Here is a 19,828-nt window from a genome sequence, read left to right as displayed (position 1 = left end):
CAAGAGGAGGTCTTTATCTTACATCTCTATTTAATAAAATTATTAATTTAGACAAAATTAAAATAAAATCAATCCGTAATCAGAGAAGCTTGAAAACAAGGGGAACGCTCACGCTGATCTGTCCAAGACCGTAACCTGGAGGAGGAGGAAACGGTCCGGCTTTTCGAACAGCCTCCAGAGCCGCCTTGTCGAGCGAGGCATATCCTGATGTTTTTCCGATGACGGCAGAGATAATGGAGCCGCCGGTTCCGATGGTGACATTCACGACGACAGTGCCTTCATGCTGCAGATTGCGGGCAAACGGCGGGTAATGTTTTTTCGCCTCTATCCGGGTTCTTACAATGGAGAGATATTTTCCTGATTGAGGAGCAGGAGTATCCTGCGGCGGCAAGGCAGGGGAGCTCGGCGCCGCAGGCTCCTGCCGGGTGAGTGGAGGCATGTCACCCTTGGAGGCGGATTGTTGAGGTGGGACTTGTGCGGAAATCTGTTTTTTCCGGGATTTCTCGGGTTTTTTTTTCAGCGGAATTCTCTCGGGTTTTCTGACTTTTTCCGGTAACGGTCTTACAGGCGGGCAAGGGCTCTCCTGCTGCTGTGCGACAGCGTTATTAATGGTGAAAGTGATGCATTGTTCTGTTGCAGCATCCTGGCTGCGGCGCATCTCCAGAAATGGTATCAGCAAGGCAAGATGAAGCAGTATCGATATGCCGAAGACGCTCTGCCGGATTCGCTGCATCTTCATTCCGCATCACGTTTTTCGGTTACAACGGAAATATCCTCAGCTCCGGCCTGTTTTGCCCTGTCCATGATGTCGATGACCCGACCGAAATCGACGGTCTTGTCGGCCATAAGGTGAATCGATTTGTCCTTTCTGATTTCAAGTGCCGATTCTATTTCGCTTCTGAACCGGTTATCGGGTATCGGGCGATTGTTCATAAAGATCTGCCTGCTGCTGTTTATGCTTACCGTAAGTTCGGGTTCTTCCGATACGACAGCAGAGGCTGCTTCGGGCAGACTGACCGGAAGTACGGGCTTTGCGTAGATCGACGTAAGCAGGAAAAATATCAGAAGCTGAAAAACGATATCGATCATCGGTGTCATATCGATATGTTTTTTTTCCGGCATGTTTTCCCCGAAATCGATCATCGTTCTGCTCCGAGGTGTTTGACTGCTTCCGTGCCGTAATGCTTCATCTCCCATGCAAACGCCTGAACCCGGTGTTCGAGGAAATGGTGCGAAACCATCGCAGGAATGGCTATGACCATACCCGCCACAGTGGTCAGCAGGGCTTCCCAGATGCCTCCTGCAAGAAGGGATGGATCGATGGCGCTTTTTACTTCGGATACCTCCATGAATGCATCGACAAGTCCGAGAACCGTACCGAGCAGGCCGAGAAGGGGAGCAATTCTTCCGACAAGCTCGATAATATGGAGGTTCTGATTGAGGCGTTTAAGTTCCGAAGAGCCCCGCAGGCTGATGACCTCCTCAAGCTGCTCTTTTGCTTCGCCGGCATGCCGCAATCCCGCTTCAAGAACGGACGCAACAGGGCCCGGGGTGTTCATGGCGAGTTCGAGAGCCTGGGGAATTTCGTTCTTTTCGATAAGATCGTGTATAAAGGACGGGTTTTCCGCCTTTCTGCCAGCGAGATAATAGGCGAAAACGCGTTCAAGCGTATAGCCGAGAGCAATAATGGAACTGAACAGCAGCGGGTACATCACGGGCCCGCCCTTTACAAAGAGATCGAACATCAGGTAAAGCTTGATAGATGGAAAAAACGTTTCAGGGGGCGAGCCTGAGCTCAACTGCCGTTAATTTAAAAATAATATTATTTAGACGAAATAAAAATAAGATAAAGGGGCTCTTTTTTATTTCAGCCGCTTGCATCTGAGACGATTTTACGGCACCTTCAATAAACAATCATTCTGGCGGCCATGGAACAGAACGTTTTTTTCTGGATAATAGCAGCATTGCTGATTGTGGCGGGGTTTGCAGGACTCGTCATACCGGCACTGCCGGGTATAGTGCTGCTTTTTGCAGGATTCGTTGCGGGGGCCTGGGCCGAGAACTTCGAGTATATCGGATCGGGCACTCTGCTGATTATCGGGTTACTGGCGGCGCTGGCCTATATTCTTGATACGGTTGCGGGATTGCTTGGCGCGAAGCGGTTCGGGGCGGGGAAGTACGGTATTATCGGAGCCGGTGCAGGAACTGTCGCAGGGATGTTTTTCGGTCCAGTCGGTCTGCTTGCGGGTCCGTTTATCGGCGCTGTCGCGGGCGAGCTTTTTGCCCGCAAGGACTTGCGATCGGCCGGTCTTGCCGGAATCGGAACATGGCTCGGGATTGTTGCCGGAACAGCTGTGAAAATAGCCATCGCTTTTGCCATGGCGGGGGTATTTGTTTTTTCACGTTTTTTCTGAATTCCTGAAAATCGCCGCCTTGGTTACGGTTAACTTAAAAACAGATTAAACAGAATTGCCTATTATGGGTGAAAAACAGGTTCAGGAAGGTCAACGGGTGATTGTCACCGATATACGCATGCCGTTCCGGTCGATGGTGGTGTTCATGATCAAGTGGGTATTTGCAAGCATTCCCGCCATGATCGTGCTGTCGATCATCATGAGCGCGATCCTGTTCATTGTCGCTGCGATTACCGGTTCGATATTGAATGTCGAGAGCTTTTTCGAACATGGCGGCCCATCGTTCTGACAAGGGCCCGTCTTTGCGGAACTTTATTTATTGCATGATTCATGAGTCTTACCCTCGGCTCCCGTCATGGCTGCGTCATGCAGTCTGAAATTCGGGCGATGTCGATCGCATGTGCGCGTGTCGGCGGCATCAATCTTTCCCAGGGCGTGTGCGATACGCCGGTTCCCGCTGCGGTATTACGCTGTACCGAAGAAGTTCTCCGGCAGGATTACAATACCTATACACACTATGCAGGTCTTGGCATTCTTCGCGAAGCGATTGCCGAAAAGCAGCAGCGATTTTCCGGGTTTGCCGTCGATCCCCGGAGCGAGATTGTGGTTAGTTCCGGCGCTACCGGCGCCATGTTCTGTGCTTTTCAGGCATTGCTCAGTCCCGGCGACGAGGTGATCGTCTTCGAGCCGTACTACGGCTACCATCTGAGCACGCTGACAGCTGCAGAAGCCGTGCCGGTACTTGTGCCGCTCGGAACGCCGGACTGGTCTTTTACGGTTCACGATCTCGAAAGAGCTGTGAGCGCGAAAACAAAAGGCATCATCGTCAATACGCCGTCCAATCCTTCAGGAAAAGTTTTCAGTCGCGAGGAGCTTGAAGTCATTGCCGACTTTGCTGAGCGGTACGATCTTTTCGTCTTTACCGACGAGATATATGAGCATTTCATTTACGATTGCAGCCACATTTCCTTTGCGGCGCTTCCCGGTATGAAAGCGCGTACCATAACAGTGTCAGGGTTCTCCAAAACCTTCAGCATCACGGGATGGCGATTGGGCTACGCAATCTGCGATGCCCGCTGGGCAACGGCAATCGGCTATTTCAACGACCTTGTCTATGTGTGCGCACCTGCGCCTCTCCAGGCAGGAGTTGCCGAAGGCATGCGACGTCTCGACGATGGCTGCTACGCCATGCTTTCGGAGGAGTACCGGATAAAACGCGATCGTTTCTGCAGCGCGCTTGTCGAAGCGGGGCTAACGCCTTCCGTACCGCAAGGGGCTTATTACGTGCTTGCCGATGCCGGTCATCTTCCCGGCGAAACGGCAGTTGAAAAAGCGCACTTCATTCTCGACAGAACGGGAGTTGCCTGCGTGCCCGGCAGCGCATTCTTCGGCGGCGGCAGGGGAGAACATCTTGTTCGTTTCTGCTATGCAAAGGAGGACGGGGTGCTTGAAGAGGCCAGTCGCCGTCTTGGACGGCTTCGCTGACCGGACCTTTTTATTATGAATATATCACGGAAGGAGCCTGTATGGGTCGATTGTCTGCGGTGTTCATTGTGCTGATGAGTGCGGCGCTGCTGCAGGGCTGTATAAGGGTCAGCACAACGGTATCGGTGAATCCCGACGGATCCGGCACGGTTACCGAGCGGTTACTGATGAACCGTTCTTACTTTAAAACTATGTTTGGCCTCGGGAAAGGGGAGAAACAGACAAGTGCCGCCGATATTCCTTCCCGTGAAAATCTTGAAAAAAACGCCTCGGCCATGGGCGAGGACGTCAGGCTGAAAAGCGTCCGGAAATATACTGAGGGTCTTTTCGAAGGTTACGAAGCTGTCTACACGTTCAGGGACGTTGCCCGAATAAACATTTCAGGACGTCCGGACGAACGCCGGGATGCGGATTCGCTGCGAACAGAATCCGTTATCGGCAGCGGCAGGAATGATCGCGTGGGTTTCAGGTTTTCCAGGGATTCACTGGCAACGCTTGTCATCGTTCTGCCGGAAAGCCGTTCGCTGCTCGAACCGGAAATAAGAGGGACGCCTCCGCCAACGCCTCCCGCGCCGGATCAGCAGAAGCTGTCGCTGGCAATTTTCAGGGAAGCATTCAAAGGTACCCGGATGAGGCTTGTCGTGGGTTTTCGGGGTGAGATCGTTTCGAGCAATGCGGAATGCATGGATGGTTCGGAAGTGGTGCTCGCCGATGTCGATTTCGACCGGCTGCTGCTTGAAGAAAGCCATGAGGACGCACTGTTGAATCTGACTGGTTATGGAAGCGTTTCCCCGTCGCCGGGCGAACTGTTCAATCGCGTGCCGGGGGTGAGAGGCGAAACGAAACAGAAGGTTACCGTGGTGTTCCGGTAGCCGGATTCCGATGTTATTGCAATGCAAAAAGGAGTTTTTCCATGCATATACCGGAGCGTACGGAAGCGGAGTGCCCTTATTGTGGCGAGGTGTTTGACGTATTCATCGACCTGACGGAAGGCAGGCAGGAATTTGTCGAAGATTGTCCGGTCTGCTGCAGGCCGGTTTCAATAGCCGTAACCTTCGACGAGGAAGGGAACTGCCATGCGGAGGTTCGCGGGAATAACGAATAAAAAAAAGCCGAAACCGAAGCTGTAAGCCGAATTCTGTGGATCATATCCCTGAAGACATGAAGCTGCAGCCATTTATCTGGTGCGGCTTACCCGAAAACTCTCCCGTAAAGGGAATTGAACGGGCCGCTCTCTTTCCTCCGTAAAGGAAAAGTTTTCCTATTTAGCCTTGCTTCGGGGAGGTTTGCCAGGCATATTCCGTTGCCGGAATATCCGGTGGTCTCTTACACCGCCTTTTCACCCTTACTCCGGTTACCCGGAGCGGTATATTTTCTGTTGCACTGTCTGTGAGCATTGGTTTTCCCCCTGCTCCCCGGACTTGAATGAAGGAAGCGCAGTCTGCACTGCCCTTGCCCCTGTTCTCGACCGGCACCCTGCCCTGTGAAGTTCGGACTTTCCTCTGCGTAACCTTAAGTTACGCAGCGGCTGCACGCTTGCGGTTTCAGCTGAAATAAAGAACCTTTAAAAAATGGAAAAAATTCAGTTTTCCGCTTCGTCGAACAGCCGCTCGTGCACGACGATCCGACCGCACGATTCGCAGAGGTAGAAGCCGCCCTGGACGATCATGGTGTGTCGATTGGTCGGAACCCGGGTATTGCAGCCTGAACATGCGTTGCGGTTGAGTTTCACCACGGCGTTCTGTATTACACCGCTGCGAAGATGGTCGTATTTGTCGAGAAGTCTTTTCGCTTCTTTCCGAATGGTCTCCCGTTGTTCTTCGATTTTTTTATTCAGGGAATTCACTTCGTCCGCCGTTTCCACGACGATGCTGTCGAGCTCTTCCTTTTTATGTGCGACCTGCCTGCCAAGGTCTTCGAGCTGCTGCTGAAGCACATCGTCGGGCATCATCTCTTCTGTTATCTCATCGTACCGGTTTTCTTCGATGAGCTGCCGCCCTTTCTGCTGGGTTTCGATTGTTCGCTGTTCGGCATGAGAGATGTCCTGAAGCTGTATTTCAGCCTGGGAGATCTCCTTTTCTTCGTATTCTATCTGCTTCGAGAGCGCATCATATTCCTTGTTGTTGCGGGCAAGCGTCTGTTTTTCCTTGAAAATCCTGATTTTACTGCGGCATTCGTTTATGGTTTCGTTCAGGCGCTGGCGGATTTTCAGGTTTTCGTCGGCGACTTTCCGACGGGCGTCGATCTGTTTTCCTGTAAAGGCGAGATCTTCTTCAAGAGCAGTGATTTCTTCCGGTAAACCTTTCTGAAGGCTGATAATGTTCTCGATCTGGTTGTCAAGGTGCTGAAGCCTGACAAGAAGGTTGATTTTTGTATGATCCACTATTGCCCTGATTTTGGATTATTGAAGCATAAAAAAAGCACCTTCTGCCGAAAGGTGCATCATCATGGTTAAGCTGTATGTGACGATCCGCTTGAACTATCAGCTGTTGTGCTGTTCTCTACCGTGATCTGCATCTTGCGGTCGAAGATTTATGGTGCCCGAAAGGAGATTCGAACTCCTACACCTTGCGGCGCTCGTCCCTGAAACGAGTGCGTCTACCAGTTCCGCCATTCGGGCATCGCAGAGTTAAAACAAGACCAGAATACAATAAACTCTTTTTTGCGCTAATGTCAAAAAAGTAAGTTACTTAATCTCTTTGTGCAGAGTATGGCGCTGCAGATTCGGATTGTATTTTTTCAGAATGAGGCGGTCAGTGGTGTTTTTCTTGTTTTTCATGGTCGTGTACCGTGAAACAGGCTTGCCTTCCTTTTTCGCTTCGGTGCACTCCAGCGTGATGATAATTCTGTTTTCTTTTCCTTTTGCCATCAGAACCTCTGTAATGAATGATGAATTAAGAGGCATGAATATAAGGTCTCCGGAAGGATTTTGCAAGTGCGGGATTTTTGTTTCTCTTCTTTGTGAAGAAACGCTATACTATAAATCGTTTCATTTATCATAATTCATATCAGTTGAAGCTGTGGGCGAACATACCGTTTTTCACTATATCGACGATGTACTCTCATGTGAGGACGTCAGGCTTGACCATCTTGCCGAAACATACGGAACCCCTCTTTATGTGACTTCGAAGAGAGGTCTCGAAGAGAGCGCGAGGCAGTTCGAAGAGGCGTTTGCATCCCTGCCTCACATGACCTGCTATTCGGTAAAGGCTAATTTCAATCTCAGCGTCATCCGCACTTTTGCCGCGCAGGGTTTCGGTTGCGACGTGAATTCGGGAGGCGAGTTGTTCCGGGCGCTCAATGCGGGCGTCGGCTCAGAAAAGATCATTTTTGCGGGGGTGGGCAAAAAAGACGAGGAGATCGCATATGCGCTCGAGTCGGGCGTGCTCATGCTGAAGGCCGAATCCATTTCGGAACTGCGGGCAATCGATCGGGTGGCTTCCGTCATGGGGGTTGTCGCTCCGGTCGCACTGCGCATAAACCCTAATGTTACCGCCGAGACGCATCCCTACATCACCACCGGAGACAGCAAGGAGAAGTTCGGTATCGACGAGGCCGGTCTCGAAGAGGCTTTTTCGCTGCTTCACACGCTCGACAGCGTGCGCCTTGTCTGTCTTGACATGCATATCGGATCGCAGATTTTCGATCCGGAATATTATGTCGCAGCTGTTTCCGTACTGCTCGATATTTTCGAAACAGCAAAAGGTCTTGGTTTTTCGATCGGTTATCTCGATATCGGAGGCGGTTTTCCCGTTACCTACGATCCGCGCAAGCCGGCTACGCCGATTGCGCATTTTGCCGAAAAGCTCATTCCTATGCTCGCACCGGCCGGCGTGCCGGTGATTTTCGAACCGGGTCGTTTTCTGGTTGCCAATGCCTCCGTTTTGCTTTCGAAGATTCTTTACAGGAAGCGCAATCATACCGGAAAACGCTTTTTCATCGTCGATGCCGGCATGACCGAACTCATCCGTCCGGCTCTTTATCAGTCGCATCACGAAGTGCTCAGCATAATCCGTCATGAGGAAAGCGTGGTTGCCGACGTCGTCGGGCCGGTCTGCGAATCGAGCGATTTTTTCGCCCGCCATCGCACTGTTGACGATGCTGCCGAAGGGGAACTGATCGCCGTTATGTCCGCGGGAGCCTATGCCGCCGTCATGAGCAGCAATTATAACGGGAGGCTGCGTCCGGCGGAAGTTATGGTGGAGGGATGCGATGTGAAACTGATCCGCCGACGGGAGACCTACGAGCAGCTTATAGCTAACGAGTTGTTCTGAAAGCCTTTGACGAATGAATCCATTTGGGACAGCCTCTTCTGCCTGAGTTATGACTGAAGAGGCTGCTCTCCTTTATGGATGGTTTCGAAAATCTTCATGGTGGCTTCGGCAAGGTTCAGCGTATAGAAGTGGATGCCTTTCGACTTCTGGTCTATCAGTTCGCGAACCTGGGCTGCCGCCCAGTCGATGCCTATCCTTGCAACCTCGCTGTCGTTATCCGCTTCAAGCACCTGTTTCAGCAGCCGAGCCGGTATTCGTGCTCCGAGGGCAAGTTCGGACATTCTTATCATTCCTTTTTTTGTTGTTACCGGCATTATGCCCGGTATCACCGGAACCTCGATGCCTGCAACCCGGCAGCGTTCCACGAAATCGAAATAGTCGCGGTTATCGAAAAAGAGCTGCGTTACGATGTAATCGGCCCCGGCATCCACCTTTTCTTTCAGGTACTCGATCTCCTTCAGGCGGTTTGGTGTTTCCGGATGTCCTTCCGGAAAACCCGCGACGCCGATACCGATCGAAGGGAAGCGTTTTCTGATGAAGCGAACCAGATCGACAGCATGCGGAAAATCCCTGATGGCCTCGGCAAGCGTTGCTGTGCCGGCGGGCTTGTCGCCTCTCAGGGCCAGCACGTTGGTGATGCCGTGTTCGAGATAGTTTTCCAGAATCGATGCGGTATCCTCCCTGTCCGAGCAGACGCAGGTCAGGTGGGAGACCACGGTCAGTCCGGTGCTTTTCTGTATTCTGGTGACGAGATCGTGCGTACGAGTACGTGTGGACCCTCCTGCTCCGTATGTGACGCTGACGTAAGATGGGTGGAGGTGGTTATTAAGGTTCGCTATGGTATCAAAAAGCCTGTCCCACTCTTCGTCTCTTTTCGGAGGAAAGAACTCGAAGCTGAAGACAGGTTCACTCGCCGAATCCAGAATCTCTCTGACAAGCATGAAGGATTGTTGCGTTTACGGGTTTTTCAAAAGAAAAGAATATACAAAAACAATGATTTGCGTAAGTTAATTAATTATGGACAGTCGATACGGATAATCGAAACCAGCCCGATTCTGCAATGCAGCATCTTCTGGCCCCATATCCAGCCCTTCGTCTGCTGCTTGTTGTCGTTGCCGGCATTATTGCGGGAACGATGGGTATTCTCCCTCTCGGAAGATGGATCATACTCTCGGTTTTTTTTCTTGCACTTTTGCTTGCCGCCATCGGTATAGAATACGTACGGCGCAGAAGTATGCCGTTTCCTCATGCCGTAACCGTATTCACCTATCTGCTGTTCGTTTTTTCTGCCTTTGCCGCCGATAGTCATTTCCGGTTCAATACGGTGTCCGAACGGAGCCTCCTCAGCTATGCGGGAGAAGACGTGCTGCTTTACGGCAGGGTGGAGGGCAGGCCTTCGCGCTACGAAAAGGGAGTCGGATGGACGCTCGATGTGCGCGAGGTGTTCCTCCGGGGCCGTACGGAAGCCGTTGCAGGCAGGGCAAAGATTTTCATGCGCGTCGTTCCCGACGATATTCCTGCACTGCAGAACGGCGATATGGTGCGCGTGAAAGGCAAGCTGCAGATGATTCCGGAAGCCGCCAATCGCGGAGAGTTCGATCCCCGCCGCCATGCGAGAATGCAGGGAATATGGATACAGCTTTACTGCGTCGGTCCCTGGCATCTGCAGCAGACCGGCCACAGGGAGCTCAGCGCGTTCGAACGATACATCGTTGTTCCGGTTTATGACTATACCGTCGCCACCGTCGACCTGCTTATCCCGGAAGGAGGCGAGCGGAAGCTGGTCAGAGGGGTACTGCTCGGGGAACGGGAGGTGCTCGACCCGGAGGTGTTCGAGGCGTTCAAAATAACCGGTACCGCCCATGTGCTCGCTGTATCGGGTCTCAATGTCGGATTACTTGCGCTTGCCGTTCATGTGCTTCTGCAGCGTTTCAAAACAAACGCTGCAGGCCGCTGGTTCTCTTTCGCTCTTATCGCGTTCATCATGCTTGTTTTCAGCCATGTCACCGGAAACTCGCCTTCGGTGAAACGGGCAGCTATCATGTCGGTGGTGCTTTTCGGAGGCGAAACTCTCGGAAGAAGATCCTACGGGGTGAACTCTCTTGCCGTTTCCGACATCCTGATCCTGCTTTTCGATCCATTCGATCTCTTCAATCCGGGGTTTCTCATGACCAACGGAGCGGTTCTCGCCATTCTTCTGGTCTATCCGCTGCTCTACCCGCAGGAACATAAGGAAGAGGGGCTTGTCAGGGCTGCGGTCCGGTTTTTTCTTGGCAGTTTTTTCGTCAGTCTTGCCGCAATCATCGGAGTCTCTCCTGTCATTGCATATTACTTCGGTACGTTTTCTCTGGTGAGTCTTGCGGCAAACCTGCCGGTCGTACTCTTCTCCACGGTGATGATGTACGCGCTTATGCCGATGCTTATTTTCAATCTTTTTTCCGGCTATCTCGCCTCGTTCTTTGCCATGAGCGGATGGCTGATGGCCTCTCTTACGCTCGATTCCGCCCTCTTTTTCAGCAGGGTGCCATTCGCATCCATCACCCTGAAGCCCGATCTCGCAGAGGTGGCGATCTACTACCTTCTTGTTGCCTCTGCGGCATGGTTTTTCTCCCGCAAATCGTGGGGCCCTTTTGCCATTACGATCCTGCTTGGCCTGAACGCGCTGCTCTGGTATGCCGTACTGAAACCCGAAGGGAAAGGGAGCGGACTCGTTACGGTTAATCTCGGACGGAATCTCTCGCTGCTCTACGCTACGGGAACTGAAACCGTGATTGTCGATGGCGGCAGGAATGCGCGGGACGGGGAGCGCATCATGCGCCAGATCGCAGAGTACCGTCTGCCGCAGCCGGTCGCCGCTGTGCAGTTTTTTTCAAAGGATTCTCTCATTGCGAAGCTGGCGGTCGCCAAACACATGATGCATGGCGACGCAGGGCTCGAGCTTTCGTCCATGGTGATCGCCAGACCGATGGAAAAGGTGCTCTCCATTCGTACTCGTGACCGATCGATACTCTACGTTTCAGGTACCAGCCGCCTTCGCCATGATCCGTCGTGGAAAGCCGACCTGGTGATTCTCGCCGTCTACCGTTTCAGGGAAAAACAGCGAAGCCAGATAGAAAGCTGGCTTGACTATGCCCGGCCGGAACGGTGTGTTTTTCTTGCCGGCTCTTTCCTGACGGAGCAGGATAAGGCAGCTCTTTACCGTTTTGCCCTGCAGCGTCCGGATGTCCAGATCCGCGAACCGGATCGGCAGATCGTCATACCCTGAACTGCATCAGTTGAACTCCGGCATGAGCGGGCCGTTAATCCGGTAAAGCCGGGAAACTCCTTTTTATGCTGCAGATAGCGACGGCAGCCCGAGAGTCCCGGGGAATTCTCCGTTTTTTCAGCCTTAGCGGTCGTTCATGAGCCAGATTCTTGCTGATTCGATATCGGGAAACATCCTCAGTGTCAGCCCCCGGTTGACGACCACGTTCTCGAAGAAGCGAGCATCTTCCCGGAATTTCGGATTACATGCTATCGCGATTGTAATCCGTTTGTTCTGAATACGGGATACGAGTGATTTACCGGCATATAAGGTATCGAGCGTGTCAAGACGGTATTCAAGTGCTGTTTCATCGCACAGTACGCGTTTTGCTCCGCACCGAAGACATTCTCGAACAATGGCGTTCCCGTATGCTTCGACCTCTTCGAGGCTTTCGTCTGAACCGGATGTTCTGACGAAGAGCGTATCGCCGTTGCTTGTTGTGGTGTACTGAATGCTCATGTTGCGTATTTGTCCCGATTATGTCGCCTGTATGCTGTTTATCCTTTATGTCCGCCGGTGAAGAGATTGCTGACGACGAGTTTATCGATGATTTTCACAACCTCGGCGGATAACCCGGGAGGGTTGAGGCGGGAGATGACCTGTGCGAGGGTGTAGAGCTTGCCTTCGAGCGGAAGAAATCTGTTTACCACCACAACGTTGTCTTCTTTCAGCCGGCATTCTCCCCCGAGAAAATTTCCCTTTTCATAGCGCAGGGTGTAGCCGAGTTGCCTGATGGTCGATTCGAGCAGGGCGAGCTGTGCGGTTTTTTTCATGGCGCGCGGATCTCAATGCTGCAGCTGCATAAGGTATCTGAGCACCGGTGCGGCATGAAGCGCCTGAATCATCTTTCCTTCGAGCACGATGGATCGCAGTTCTTCGAGGCTTACAAGGTGGACGGAGATATCTTCGGTGGCGTCAAGCTTTCTTGAACCGGAAAACTCGACGTTTTCGGCCAGAAAGGTGCAGGAGATGTTGTTCTGAAGCGCCGGGTTAGCCGACAGTTCCATCAGGGGTTTCCACGATCCGCCGGTAAAACCGGTTTCCTCAAGAAGCTCGCGCTGTGCGGCCTGGAGCAGCGATTCGCCGGGTTTATCGTGAACTCCTGCGGGCAGTTCCCAATGCACCTGGCCGATACCGTGCCGGTACTGCCTGATTAGTACGGCTTGCCGCTCTCTGGTGAATGCCAGAACGTTAGTCCAGGGCGGATACTCCCACACGTAGTAGTCGTCGATGATCCTGCCGTTCGGCAGCCTTACCCTGTCCTGGCGCATGGTGAGCCAGGGACGCCGGTAGAGGTACTTCGTGCAGAGCGTATGCCATGCTTCAGGTTCGGGAGAACAGTTCATGACTGGCCGCGCATTCTCGGGTCGAGCGCGTCCCGTACGCCGTCGCCGATCAGGTTGAAGCAGACTACCGTGGTGAGGATGGCTATGCCGGGGAAGGTTGAAATCCACCAGTGGTTCAGGAGGCTGTCGCGTCCTTCGTTGATGATGTTGCCCCAGCTCGGTGTAGGCGGCTGGACGCCGAGGCCGAGGAACGAAAGTCCTGCTTCGGTGAGAATGATGCTGCCTATGCGCAGGGTTGCGGCAATGATGACCGGCGTCAGGGTGTTTGGAGCAAGGTGGCGGAAAATGATCCTCATATTCGAAAGCCCGAGGGCTTTCGCTGCAAGAATGAACTCCTGCTCCTTGAGCGAAAGCACCTGGCTTCTCACGATCCTGGCAACGCCCATCCAGCCCGTAAAGGAGAGCGTTACGACGATCAGGTATATGGAATTGCCGAATGTCGCGATAATGATAAGAATGAGGAAGAGCGCCGGAAAGGCGATCAGCACATCGACGATCCTCATCAGCAGCGCATCGATCCATCCTCCGAAATAGCCGGACGATATACCGATCACCGTGCCAAGGGTCACAGAAATAAGCACAACGAGAAATCCGATGGAAAGCGAAATCCTCGAACCGTAGATCACCCTGCTGAGAATGTCCCGTCCATACTGGTCGGTGCCGAGAATGAAGGTGCGGGTGATCGACGGACTCGCACCTGAAGGGTCTGCAAGTTCCGCAACCGGCATGGTTCGTGTGCGCATTCCCTGTCGGTAGGAGACGATGCCGTTTTCTATGCTGAAACCGTCTGTGAAGCGGAGCGCATGCGGTTCGTTACGGGTTTTCAGGGTTCTCAGGTCGCTTATGAGCGAGTATGCCTGTTTCGCCGTTGCACCGCTTGCCGTGTAAGCTTCAAGCGCCTGGATTTTCGGCTGTGCAAGCACGAGCGCCTCGAGGCGGGTGAAGGGTGGTTTGTAAGCGGTTACTAGGAAGTCCTGCTGATCGTACGGGCTGAAAGGAGCGAGCAGGGGGGCAAGGAACGCCACCGAATAAAGAACGAAAACAACTGCTGCCGCGCTTTGCGCTATGACGTTTTGCATGAACGCCTGCAGGCTTATGCTTCCCAGGCTCGACGCTTCGGTTTCATGATCGGCTGTTTTCATCGAGGCTCTTTTCCCTGATTTCACCGATATCGTCAGGAGAACCAGAGGAATTGCGACGACGGCAATCGCCGCCGCCCAGAATTCGACGATCTCTATGCTGAAAATATCATGCAGCGTTGCTGGAGCAGTAAGCAGCAGTATTGCGGCGGCGGCAAGCGAGCGGAAGCTGATGAGAACAAGATCCCATTGCAGCAGGATGACGAAGAGGTAGGCGAGAAACGAAAAGAAAAGAAAGAGTCCCGGTCCTTTCCTGTTGCGTTTCAAAAGTCCCAGCCCTGGTATAAGATGCAGAAGGGGCAATGCTTGGGTATCTTTTTGTGGTTTATGATGATCAGGTATAAACTGAATATTGTTTCAATTACCGGAAAAAACAAAACCTGCACCGGTAAAACAGGTTGAGGAACAAAAAAAGCAGCTCTCCTTTTATGGAAAAGCTGCTTTTCTGATGCGAATTCTCTCCGGAAGGCAGGAAGCCGTGATTATCAGGCTTCGCCTGGCGTTTCGATATCCTTTTTCGGAGCCATGATGGTGATAACGGGGGTATCAGGTTCGTCCATGATGCTGAGTCCGGCATAAGCAGCCATCGGGATCTCCTTTACGTGGATCGTGTGGCCGGCTTCAAGTGTTGTGACATCGATGACGAGGTGGTCGGGCATATCTTCGGGATGGCCTTTGATGGTGAGAGAATGTCGGATGATCTGCAGTTTTCCGCCTTTTTCGACACCGGCAGCATTGCCGCTTGTCGCCACGGGAACTTCAATTTCCACAGCTTCGTCAGCCGAGAAGAGCTGGAAATCGGTGTGAATGATACGATCGCTTACCGGATCGAACTGTACGTCCTTGATAAACGAACGAAGGGTTTTTCCATCCGGGAACTTCAGGTCGATAATGTGCGATTCCGCTGAATGCACCAGCTTGTTCAATGCGATTTCATTGACGCTTACAGCGACGGTTTCTTCGCCTTTATGATAAATAACTGCAGGGACACTGCCGTTCTTGCGCAGTTTTGCTGCTCCGTTTTTGGTTATTTCGCGAGGTTCTACCCCTAATGCAATTGTTTCCATGCTCTTCCCTTATCTCTTTTCTGCTTGTGATTTAGTGATTGTTCGTGATTTTTTGACTGATATTCTTGCTGTCGAAGAGGCAACTGACGGAATCGTCCTCGTAGATTCGCTTGATCGCTTCTCCGATAAGTCCGCTGACCGAAACCGTTTCGATTTTTCCGGAGTATGCATGGTCGGTGATGACCGAATCGGTGACAATGACCTTTTCGATGACCGAGGCCTCGATTCTTTCGATAGCTGGCCCCGACAGAATAGGGTGCGTTGCGGCTGCGTAGATTTTCAGGCCGCCTGCATCCCTGATCGCTTTAGCCGCATTGACAAGCGTTCCTGCGGTATCGATCATATCATCTACAAGGAGGACGTTTCTGCCTGAGACGTCGCCTATGATGTTCATCACTTCGGCAACGTTGGCCTTCGGACGGCGTTTGTCGACGATGACCAGATCGGTGCCGAGCTCTTCTGCGAATTTTCTTGCCAGTTTAACGCCGCCTACGTCAGGAGATGCCACGACAAGATTATCGCGGAATTCTCTGTGGCGGATATGGTCTATGAGTACGACGCTCGAATAAAGATGGTCAAACGGTATATCGAAAAAGCCCTGAATCTGCGGCGCATGCAGGTCCATGGTGAGAATACGATTTGCGCCGGCTTCGCTCAGCAGGTTTGCGACCAGTTTTGCGGTGATGGCTACCCTCGGTTTGTCTTTCCTGTCCTGACGGGCATAGCCGTAGTAGGGAAGGACTGCCGTAATTCTTGCTGCAGAGGAACGCCTGGCTGCATCGATCATGATCAGCAGCTCCATGAGGTTGTCGGCGGGCGGATTGGTGGATTGAATGATGAACAGGTCCGATCCCCTGACCGACTCGAAGTAGTTGACCGAAATTTCCCCGTCGGAGAAATTTTCGACTTTCGCATTGCAGAGCGGCATGCCGAGATAATGCGCTATTTTTTCAGCAATAGCCGGGTTGCTGCGACCTGCGAAGATTTTGATTGGTTTTGCCATTGTGTCCTGCATTTTCTGAATGAAACGGGTTATATTATGGCAGCATTTTACTTATGTCCCGGACTGACGATTCCTGTTTCTTTTCAGAATCGATAATAATCACAGGACTTGAAATATAATGAAAAAGGCTGAAAAGTTCATTAATTTTTTCCTCTTTCCAGGCACATCCTATCTGCTCGCATAAATTATGCTCATCACAGAAATAAGGGACTACCTCGGGCGCTTTTTCGCAAATATCGAACTGCATGGTTCCGGTGAGACGCTCATTACCGGTCCGGCAAAGATAGAAGTGGCTCGGGCTGGCCAGGTTTCGTTCATAGCGAATGAAAAATATCTCCGTTATCTTTCAGATACCGAAGCTTCACTTGTGATTGCGGGCAGTTCGGTGTCGCTGGAGATGATAGCACCGGGGACATCGGTTATCAGGGTCGCAGATCCCTATACGGCATTCATGCTGCTGCTGCAGAAATTTTCCAGGCCTCGGACAGTCGCTGCTCCCGGTATTGCCTCAACCGCCAGAATCGGGCGGGACGTAACGATCGGCAACGATGTTTCCATCGGCGACTATGCCGTAATAGGCGACCGGTGCGTAATCGGTGACAACTCCGTTATAGGGGTGCACTCCGTGCTGCTGCAGGATGTTGCCCTTGGCAGCAATACGGTGATCAATGCTCATGTCACCTGTTATGAAGGAACGGTTATCGGCAGCAGGGTCATTATCCACTCCGGTACCGTCATTGGCGCGGACGGCTTCGGCTTTGCTCCGCAACAGGACGGTTCCTATCTGAAAATACCTCAGTTGGGCAATGTGGAAATCGGCGACGATACCGAAATCGGAGCCAATGTCACCATCGATCGGGCGACCATGGGTTGTACGGTTATTGGAAAAGGAGTTAAAATCGACAATCTCGTACAGATCGCCCATAACTGCCGGATCGGAGATCACACGGTTATCGCCGCTCAGGCAGGCATTTCCGGCAGTGTGACGCTGGGCCGTTACTGCATGATCGGGGGCCAGGCCGGTTTTGCCGGTCATCTCGAACTGGCCGATCGCACCAATGTCGCTGCAAAAGCCGGCATATCGAAATCGTTTTCCGAACCGGGAATCTCTCTCAGAGGTTATCCTGCTCAGCCTATGCGCGAGCAGCTGCGACTGGAAGCCCTGCAGAGGGGTATCGGCTCAATGAAGGAAAGGATTGGAGTGCTGGAAGCCGAAATAGCTCGATTGAAGAGCTGCTGAGCGTGTATGCTCTCCCGCCCGTCGGTCATCCCGCTGATCTCTCTGCTGCGGGATGACCGATGTTTTTTTACGACAGGTTTCTCGGCACCTGAGATGAGTGGTGGTGAATGATCGGTTTTTCCCTTGATAGATCCACGACGAATGTGAACCGGGAGGGAAAGCTCAGAAGCACCTGGTCAACTTCGAACTCGAATGAGTAGACGCCGCTCAGAGTATGCAGGGTGTTGGTCATCAACTGAGTTCGAAGAGACTTGTCGTGCAGTTTCACTCCGACCCCCTGTCGTGTGGCAAGCTGCTCGAAATAACCCATGATCGCCTCCGGCGAGTCAACGGTATGCGGCGAAAAGGTCGGTATGAGTACGGCGCGTTCGTCGTAAAGCGAGGCGATATCGGCGGGTTTACCGCCGCAGACTCTTGAAACCCACTGAAAGACTACATCTTCGGGATTGGTGAACAGCATGGCAGGGTAGCGATTTGGATTACATGGATTGATTGGTACAGAAGCTTGGCGCTTGCATTTTTAACCAAAATTAAAATTTAACGAATCGCGTCAATATTTTTATTACTGCAAATAAAAAAAAGTCCGGGAAGCGTTCGACCCGGACTTGTTACTTCTGCATAATTTTCAGAAACGCCGATTACATTCTCAGTTCGCCGCTCTCTGCCTGACGTTTAAGTTCGTCGTTTGCATAGATAAGAACTTCAACGCGACGGTTGAGGCGCCGGCCGGATTCGGTTTCATTCGATGCGACCGGACGGGTCTCGCCGTATCCTACAGGGGCCAGCCTGTTGCCGGAAACGCCGTAAGCCCTGAGGAGACTGGCGACCGATTGCGCGCGGTTCTCGGAAAGCACCTGGTTGCTTTCTTCGCTGCCGACGCTGTCCGTATGGCCTTCGATCACTACGTTCGTATCATCGTAACGGTTGAGGATTCCAGCGAGTTTTTCAATGTTGTAACGGCTGGTTGAGGTAATTGTGGACGATCCTGTGCTGAACAGGATACCAGAATCGAAGACGACTCTGATGCCTTCTCCGACGCGCTCGACGGTCGCTCCTTCAACATCCCGGTCTATTTCGGCAGCCTGTTTGTCCATGTAGTTGCCGATAAGCGCGCCTCCGGCACCGCCGATAACCGCTCCGAGGATTGCGCCTTTGGCCCAGCTGCCCGATCTGCTGCCGATTATGCCGCCGATCACGCCGCCAGCTGCAGCTCCGTAGCCCGCGCCTCTTCCGGCGTTGGATGTGCTCTCGCAACCCCAGGTTAGCGATGTCATCGCAAGAATCAGGATCAGGGCAAGGGGTTTAGTGAGTTTTTGAAGGTTTTTCATGATTTCAGATGTTTTAATGGTTGTCAAAGATTGCTCATACAGGACTATCCGTAATAAACGGGTGAATTTTAGTGGGCAAACCGGAATAAAACAGGCTAATATATTATGATGCTTATTGTTACTTTTTTATAGAACTACCGTCAAAAGCTCTTAAGTTCCCGCCTGGATGTAAAAAGGCGGGGTGAAACCCGCTAAAGCTTTCTGCCTGAAAGATCGCTGTCGGGCATTCAGGTGAAAATTATTTAATCGGGTATTCTGTTTTTTCATGGCATGAATAAACAATGTAAATACTAAATGGAGCTACACGATGCCTGACCGAGATGCCTGGTGCTTACTTCTTGAAAAAGAACTTCCGGACGAATCACGGGTCGTTGCCCGCAACCTTGCCATAACGTCCATGTATGCCGAATGGTACCTCCGAAAACCCGATCTTTTCAAGTGGGCGGGTATGGCGGCTTTCGCATCCCGGCAGGTCGGTTTCGGGCTGGCTATTTTCGAACTGATTCATGCGCCTTCAGCCAGGGCCTCTTCAGTTGAACAAACGCTGAAGACGGCAGGCCTTCCTGTCTACCTTGCCTCTTTGCTTCATTCCGCTGTTGCGGACAGACTTTTTCTGCAGGACCTTGATCTTCTCCGCAAGGGAAACAACTCAATTTACCGCGACATAGCCTGGGCTCATGTTGCATACCTGCACGGTGGTCTTGCCGAGGTTGAATCGGGGTGCTGCGAACGGGAGCGGGAGTTCATGCTTGCCGGGTTCCGCATGATCGATGAGGGGCGCAAGGCGCTTGCTTCGGATGAGCGCAGCAGCGAAGCACGACTTCTGATTCGCGAGGGCAATATTCTGCTTTTACGCCATGAGCAGCTCAACACCCTGCAGCCGATTTTCGATATCATGACCTCTGCCGGAAGGGTTCTTGCTTCATTCGGCAGCGAACTCGATTTTTCGTGCGGATCGCCGGAAGCTGCGCACCGTAAAGCTTCTTTTGCCGAGTATGCCGGGTATTTCGAAACCCTTTCCGGCATGAGGAGCGTTGCGTCGCAAAAAGACCGGTGGAGCTGGATAGAACGGGCGGTGCTTCCGGCATGGGAGAGCGCCGACTGTTCGTACTGCAGCGGATCGCCTCTTCAGCGCGAGCTGCAGGAGATGGCTTCGGGCAAGGGCGACCTCGTACGTTCGACGGCCATGACGGCTTCAGACTTCTGCCGCGATATAGGTCTCGGTTGA

At 52.4% G+C, this 19,828-nt stretch carries 23 protein-coding genes, 1 tRNA gene and 1 other RNA gene; 9 read left to right on the top strand and 16 right to left on the bottom strand.

From position 1 onward, the window contains the following. Positions 1–79: 79 nt before the first annotated feature. Genes K4305_RS04765 through K4305_RS04755 form a run of 3 tightly spaced genes read right to left on the bottom strand, consistent with a single transcriptional unit; the run spans position 80 to position 1,745 of the window. Positions 80–739, bottom strand: coding sequence for an energy transducer TonB family protein (locus K4305_RS04765; protein WP_331561236.1), 660 nt, complete (start codon positions 737–739; stop codon positions 80–82). Continuing rightward, the gene (locus K4305_RS04760; protein ID WP_331561234.1) at positions 736–1,143 is read right to left on the bottom strand and encodes an ExbD/TolR family protein; all 408 of its coding nucleotides are present in this window, start codon (positions 1,141–1,143) and stop codon (positions 736–738) included. Before K4305_RS04760 ends, K4305_RS04765 begins: the two co-directional genes overlap by 4 nt. Next, positions 1,140–1,745 carry a MotA/TolQ/ExbB proton channel family protein gene (locus K4305_RS04755; protein WP_331561232.1) on the bottom strand — a complete coding sequence of 202 codons (606 nt, stop codon included), beginning with the start codon at positions 1,743–1,745 and terminating at the stop codon, positions 1,140–1,142. The genes K4305_RS04760 and K4305_RS04755 overlap by 4 nt, the downstream gene beginning before the upstream one ends. Positions 1,746–1,928: 183 nt before the next feature. Here K4305_RS04755 and K4305_RS04750 point away from each other — a divergent pair, with 183 nt between their 5' ends. The 5 genes from K4305_RS04750 to K4305_RS04730 all read left to right on the top strand — a co-directional run bounded on the left by K4305_RS04750 (position 1,929) and on the right by K4305_RS04730 (position 5,004). Continuing rightward, positions 1,929–2,414 carry a DUF456 domain-containing protein gene (locus K4305_RS04750; RefSeq protein WP_331561231.1) on the top strand — a complete coding sequence of 162 codons (486 nt, stop codon included), beginning with the start codon at positions 1,929–1,931 and terminating at the stop codon, positions 2,412–2,414. A 64-nt stretch (positions 2,415–2,478) separates the two neighbouring features. Further along, positions 2,479–2,703, top strand: coding sequence for a hypothetical protein (locus tag K4305_RS04745; protein ID WP_331561230.1), 225 nt, complete (start codon positions 2,479–2,481; stop codon positions 2,701–2,703). Between the two features lie 41 nt (positions 2,704–2,744). Further along, on the top strand, positions 2,745–3,899 hold the full coding sequence (locus K4305_RS04740; RefSeq protein ID WP_331561229.1) for a pyridoxal phosphate-dependent aminotransferase: 1,155 nt from the start codon (positions 2,745–2,747) through the stop codon (positions 3,897–3,899). Between the two features lie 41 nt (positions 3,900–3,940). Continuing rightward, positions 3,941–4,771, top strand: coding sequence for a hypothetical protein (locus K4305_RS04735; RefSeq protein ID WP_331561228.1), 831 nt, complete (start codon positions 3,941–3,943; stop codon positions 4,769–4,771). Positions 4,772–4,812: 41 nt separating this feature from the next. Then, entirely contained in the window at positions 4,813–5,004 is a 192-nt protein-coding gene (locus tag K4305_RS04730) for a CPXCG motif-containing cysteine-rich protein (RefSeq protein ID WP_331561227.1), read from the top strand. A 6-nt stretch (positions 5,005–5,010) separates the two neighbouring features. Here K4305_RS04730 and rnpB read toward each other — a convergent pair. The 4 genes from rnpB to rpmG all read right to left on the bottom strand — a co-directional run bounded on the left by rnpB (position 5,011) and on the right by rpmG (position 6,768). Continuing rightward, positions 5,011–5,444: RNase P RNA component class A (gene rnpB / locus K4305_RS04725), an RNA gene on the bottom strand. 37 nt (positions 5,445–5,481) lie between these two features. Then, positions 5,482–6,282, bottom strand: a complete 801-nt coding sequence (locus K4305_RS04720; protein ID WP_331561226.1) for a zinc ribbon domain-containing protein — start codon at positions 6,280–6,282, stop codon at positions 5,482–5,484. A 152-nt stretch (positions 6,283–6,434) separates the two neighbouring features. Next, a tRNA-Leu gene (locus K4305_RS04715) sits at positions 6,435–6,519 on the bottom strand. Between the two features lie 66 nt (positions 6,520–6,585). Beyond that, positions 6,586–6,768: a 50S ribosomal protein L33 gene (gene rpmG, locus K4305_RS04710; RefSeq protein ID WP_331561225.1), complete on the bottom strand. Its 183-nt coding sequence runs from the start codon at positions 6,766–6,768 to the stop codon at positions 6,586–6,588. Between the two features lie 151 nt (positions 6,769–6,919). Between rpmG and lysA the strand changes: the two genes are divergently transcribed. Continuing rightward, positions 6,920–8,173 carry a diaminopimelate decarboxylase gene (gene lysA, locus K4305_RS04705; protein ID WP_331561223.1) on the top strand — a complete coding sequence of 418 codons (1,254 nt, stop codon included), beginning with the start codon at positions 6,920–6,922 and terminating at the stop codon, positions 8,171–8,173. Positions 8,174–8,220: 47 nt separating this feature from the next. Here the strand turns inward: lysA and metF are convergent, their stop codons facing one another. Continuing rightward, a complete protein-coding gene (gene metF / locus K4305_RS04700; protein WP_331561221.1) occupies positions 8,221–9,114 on the bottom strand; it encodes a methylenetetrahydrofolate reductase [NAD(P)H] in 894 nt (297 codons plus the stop codon). Positions 9,115–9,233: 119 nt separating this feature from the next. On the opposite strand from metF, the gene K4305_RS04695 reads away from it, so the two are divergent. Beyond that, positions 9,234–11,438, top strand: a complete 2,205-nt coding sequence (locus K4305_RS04695; RefSeq protein WP_331561220.1) for a ComEC/Rec2 family competence protein — start codon at positions 9,234–9,236, stop codon at positions 11,436–11,438. A 123-nt stretch (positions 11,439–11,561) separates the two neighbouring features. On the opposite strand, the gene K4305_RS04690 is transcribed toward K4305_RS04695, so the two are convergent. The 6 genes from K4305_RS04690 to K4305_RS04665 all read right to left on the bottom strand — a co-directional run bounded on the left by K4305_RS04690 (position 11,562) and on the right by K4305_RS04665 (position 16,032). Beyond that, positions 11,562–11,936 carry a hypothetical protein gene (locus K4305_RS04690; protein WP_331561219.1) on the bottom strand — a complete coding sequence of 125 codons (375 nt, stop codon included), beginning with the start codon at positions 11,934–11,936 and terminating at the stop codon, positions 11,562–11,564. 38 nt (positions 11,937–11,974) lie between these two features. Beyond that, positions 11,975–12,250, bottom strand: coding sequence for a hypothetical protein (locus K4305_RS04685; protein WP_331561218.1), 276 nt, complete (start codon positions 12,248–12,250; stop codon positions 11,975–11,977). Positions 12,251–12,262: 12 nt separating this feature from the next. Continuing rightward, complete coding sequence (locus K4305_RS04680) at positions 12,263–12,823, bottom strand: NUDIX hydrolase (protein ID WP_331561217.1); 561 nt, start codon at positions 12,821–12,823, stop codon at positions 12,263–12,265. Then, positions 12,820–14,229, bottom strand: a complete 1,410-nt coding sequence (locus K4305_RS04675; RefSeq protein ID WP_331561216.1) for an ABC transporter permease — start codon at positions 14,227–14,229, stop codon at positions 12,820–12,822. The genes K4305_RS04680 and K4305_RS04675 overlap by 4 nt, the downstream gene beginning before the upstream one ends. Before the next feature lie 218 nt (positions 14,230–14,447). After that, positions 14,448–15,029: a 50S ribosomal protein L25/general stress protein Ctc gene (locus K4305_RS04670; protein WP_331561215.1), complete on the bottom strand. Its 582-nt coding sequence runs from the start codon at positions 15,027–15,029 to the stop codon at positions 14,448–14,450. 31 nt (positions 15,030–15,060) lie between these two features. Further along, entirely contained in the window at positions 15,061–16,032 is a 972-nt protein-coding gene (locus tag K4305_RS04665) for a ribose-phosphate pyrophosphokinase (RefSeq protein ID WP_331561214.1), read from the bottom strand. A gap of 187 nt (positions 16,033–16,219) precedes the next feature. On the opposite strand from K4305_RS04665, the gene lpxD reads away from it, so the two are divergent. Further along, a complete protein-coding gene (lpxD, locus tag K4305_RS04660; protein ID WP_331561212.1) occupies positions 16,220–17,272 on the top strand; it encodes a UDP-3-O-(3-hydroxymyristoyl)glucosamine N-acyltransferase in 1,053 nt (350 codons plus the stop codon). Between the two features lie 67 nt (positions 17,273–17,339). Here lpxD and K4305_RS04655 read toward each other — a convergent pair whose 3' ends face one another. Together K4305_RS04655 and K4305_RS04650 are read right to left on the bottom strand one after the other, a co-directional pair. Then, positions 17,340–17,732 (bottom strand): DUF4440 domain-containing protein, encoded by a 393-nt coding sequence (locus K4305_RS04655; protein WP_331561211.1) that lies wholly within the window; start codon positions 17,730–17,732, stop codon positions 17,340–17,342. Between the two features lie 178 nt (positions 17,733–17,910). Next, positions 17,911–18,600 carry an OmpA family protein gene (locus K4305_RS04650; protein WP_331561210.1) on the bottom strand — a complete coding sequence of 230 codons (690 nt, stop codon included), beginning with the start codon at positions 18,598–18,600 and terminating at the stop codon, positions 17,911–17,913. Positions 18,601–18,907: 307 nt separating this feature from the next. On the opposite strand from K4305_RS04650, the gene K4305_RS04645 reads away from it, so the two are divergent. Further along, positions 18,908–19,828 (top strand): DUF2515 family protein, encoded by a 921-nt coding sequence (locus K4305_RS04645; RefSeq protein ID WP_331561209.1) that lies wholly within the window; start codon positions 18,908–18,910, stop codon positions 19,826–19,828.

The sequence above is a fragment of the Chlorobium sp. genome (assembly GCF_036528655.1).
GTDB lineage: Bacteria > Bacteroidota > Chlorobiia > Chlorobiales > Chlorobiaceae > Chlorobium.
Note: the sequence above shows the minus strand (reverse complement) of the source record. Positions and strands in the feature narration are given on the sequence as shown.

Coding starts and splice junctions, on each gene's coding strand:
- K4305_RS04755 (WP_331561232.1), bottom strand. CDS start 1,745: ATGTTCGATCTCTTTGTAAAGGGCGGGCCCGTGATGTACCCGCTGCTG.
- K4305_RS04760 (WP_331561234.1), bottom strand. CDS start 1,143: ATGATCGATTTCGGGGAAAACATGCCGGAAAAAAAACATATCGATATG.
- K4305_RS04690 (WP_331561219.1), bottom strand. CDS start 11,936: ATGAGCATTCAGTACACCACAACAAGCAACGGCGATACGCTCTTCGTC.
- K4305_RS04655 (WP_331561211.1), bottom strand. CDS start 17,732: ATGCTGTTCACCAATCCCGAAGATGTAGTCTTTCAGTGGGTTTCAAGA.
- K4305_RS04670 (WP_331561215.1), bottom strand. CDS start 15,029: ATGGAAACAATTGCATTAGGGGTAGAACCTCGCGAAATAACCAAAAAC.
- K4305_RS04685 (WP_331561218.1), bottom strand. CDS start 12,250: ATGAAAAAAACCGCACAGCTCGCCCTGCTCGAATCGACCATCAGGCAA.
- lpxD (WP_331561212.1), top strand. CDS start 16,220: ATGCTCATCACAGAAATAAGGGACTACCTCGGGCGCTTTTTCGCAAAT.
- metF (WP_331561221.1), bottom strand. CDS start 9,114: ATGCTTGTCAGAGAGATTCTGGATTCGGCGAGTGAACCTGTCTTCAGC.
- K4305_RS04740 (WP_331561229.1), top strand. CDS start 2,745: ATGAGTCTTACCCTCGGCTCCCGTCATGGCTGCGTCATGCAGTCTGAA.
- K4305_RS04735 (WP_331561228.1), top strand. CDS start 3,941: ATGGGTCGATTGTCTGCGGTGTTCATTGTGCTGATGAGTGCGGCGCTG.
- K4305_RS04765 (WP_331561236.1), bottom strand. CDS start 739: ATGAAGATGCAGCGAATCCGGCAGAGCGTCTTCGGCATATCGATACTG.
- K4305_RS04650 (WP_331561210.1), bottom strand. CDS start 18,600: ATGAAAAACCTTCAAAAACTCACTAAACCCCTTGCCCTGATCCTGATT.
- K4305_RS04745 (WP_331561230.1), top strand. CDS start 2,479: ATGGGTGAAAAACAGGTTCAGGAAGGTCAACGGGTGATTGTCACCGAT.
- K4305_RS04680 (WP_331561217.1), bottom strand. CDS start 12,823: ATGAACTGTTCTCCCGAACCTGAAGCATGGCATACGCTCTGCACGAAG.
- K4305_RS04665 (WP_331561214.1), bottom strand. CDS start 16,032: ATGGCAAAACCAATCAAAATCTTCGCAGGTCGCAGCAACCCGGCTATT.
- K4305_RS04730 (WP_331561227.1), top strand. CDS start 4,813: ATGCATATACCGGAGCGTACGGAAGCGGAGTGCCCTTATTGTGGCGAG.
- K4305_RS04695 (WP_331561220.1), top strand. CDS start 9,234: ATGCAGCATCTTCTGGCCCCATATCCAGCCCTTCGTCTGCTGCTTGTT.
- rpmG (WP_331561225.1), bottom strand. CDS start 6,768: ATGGCAAAAGGAAAAGAAAACAGAATTATCATCACGCTGGAGTGCACC.
- K4305_RS04750 (WP_331561231.1), top strand. CDS start 1,929: ATGGAACAGAACGTTTTTTTCTGGATAATAGCAGCATTGCTGATTGTG.
- K4305_RS04645 (WP_331561209.1), top strand. CDS start 18,908: ATGCCTGACCGAGATGCCTGGTGCTTACTTCTTGAAAAAGAACTTCCG.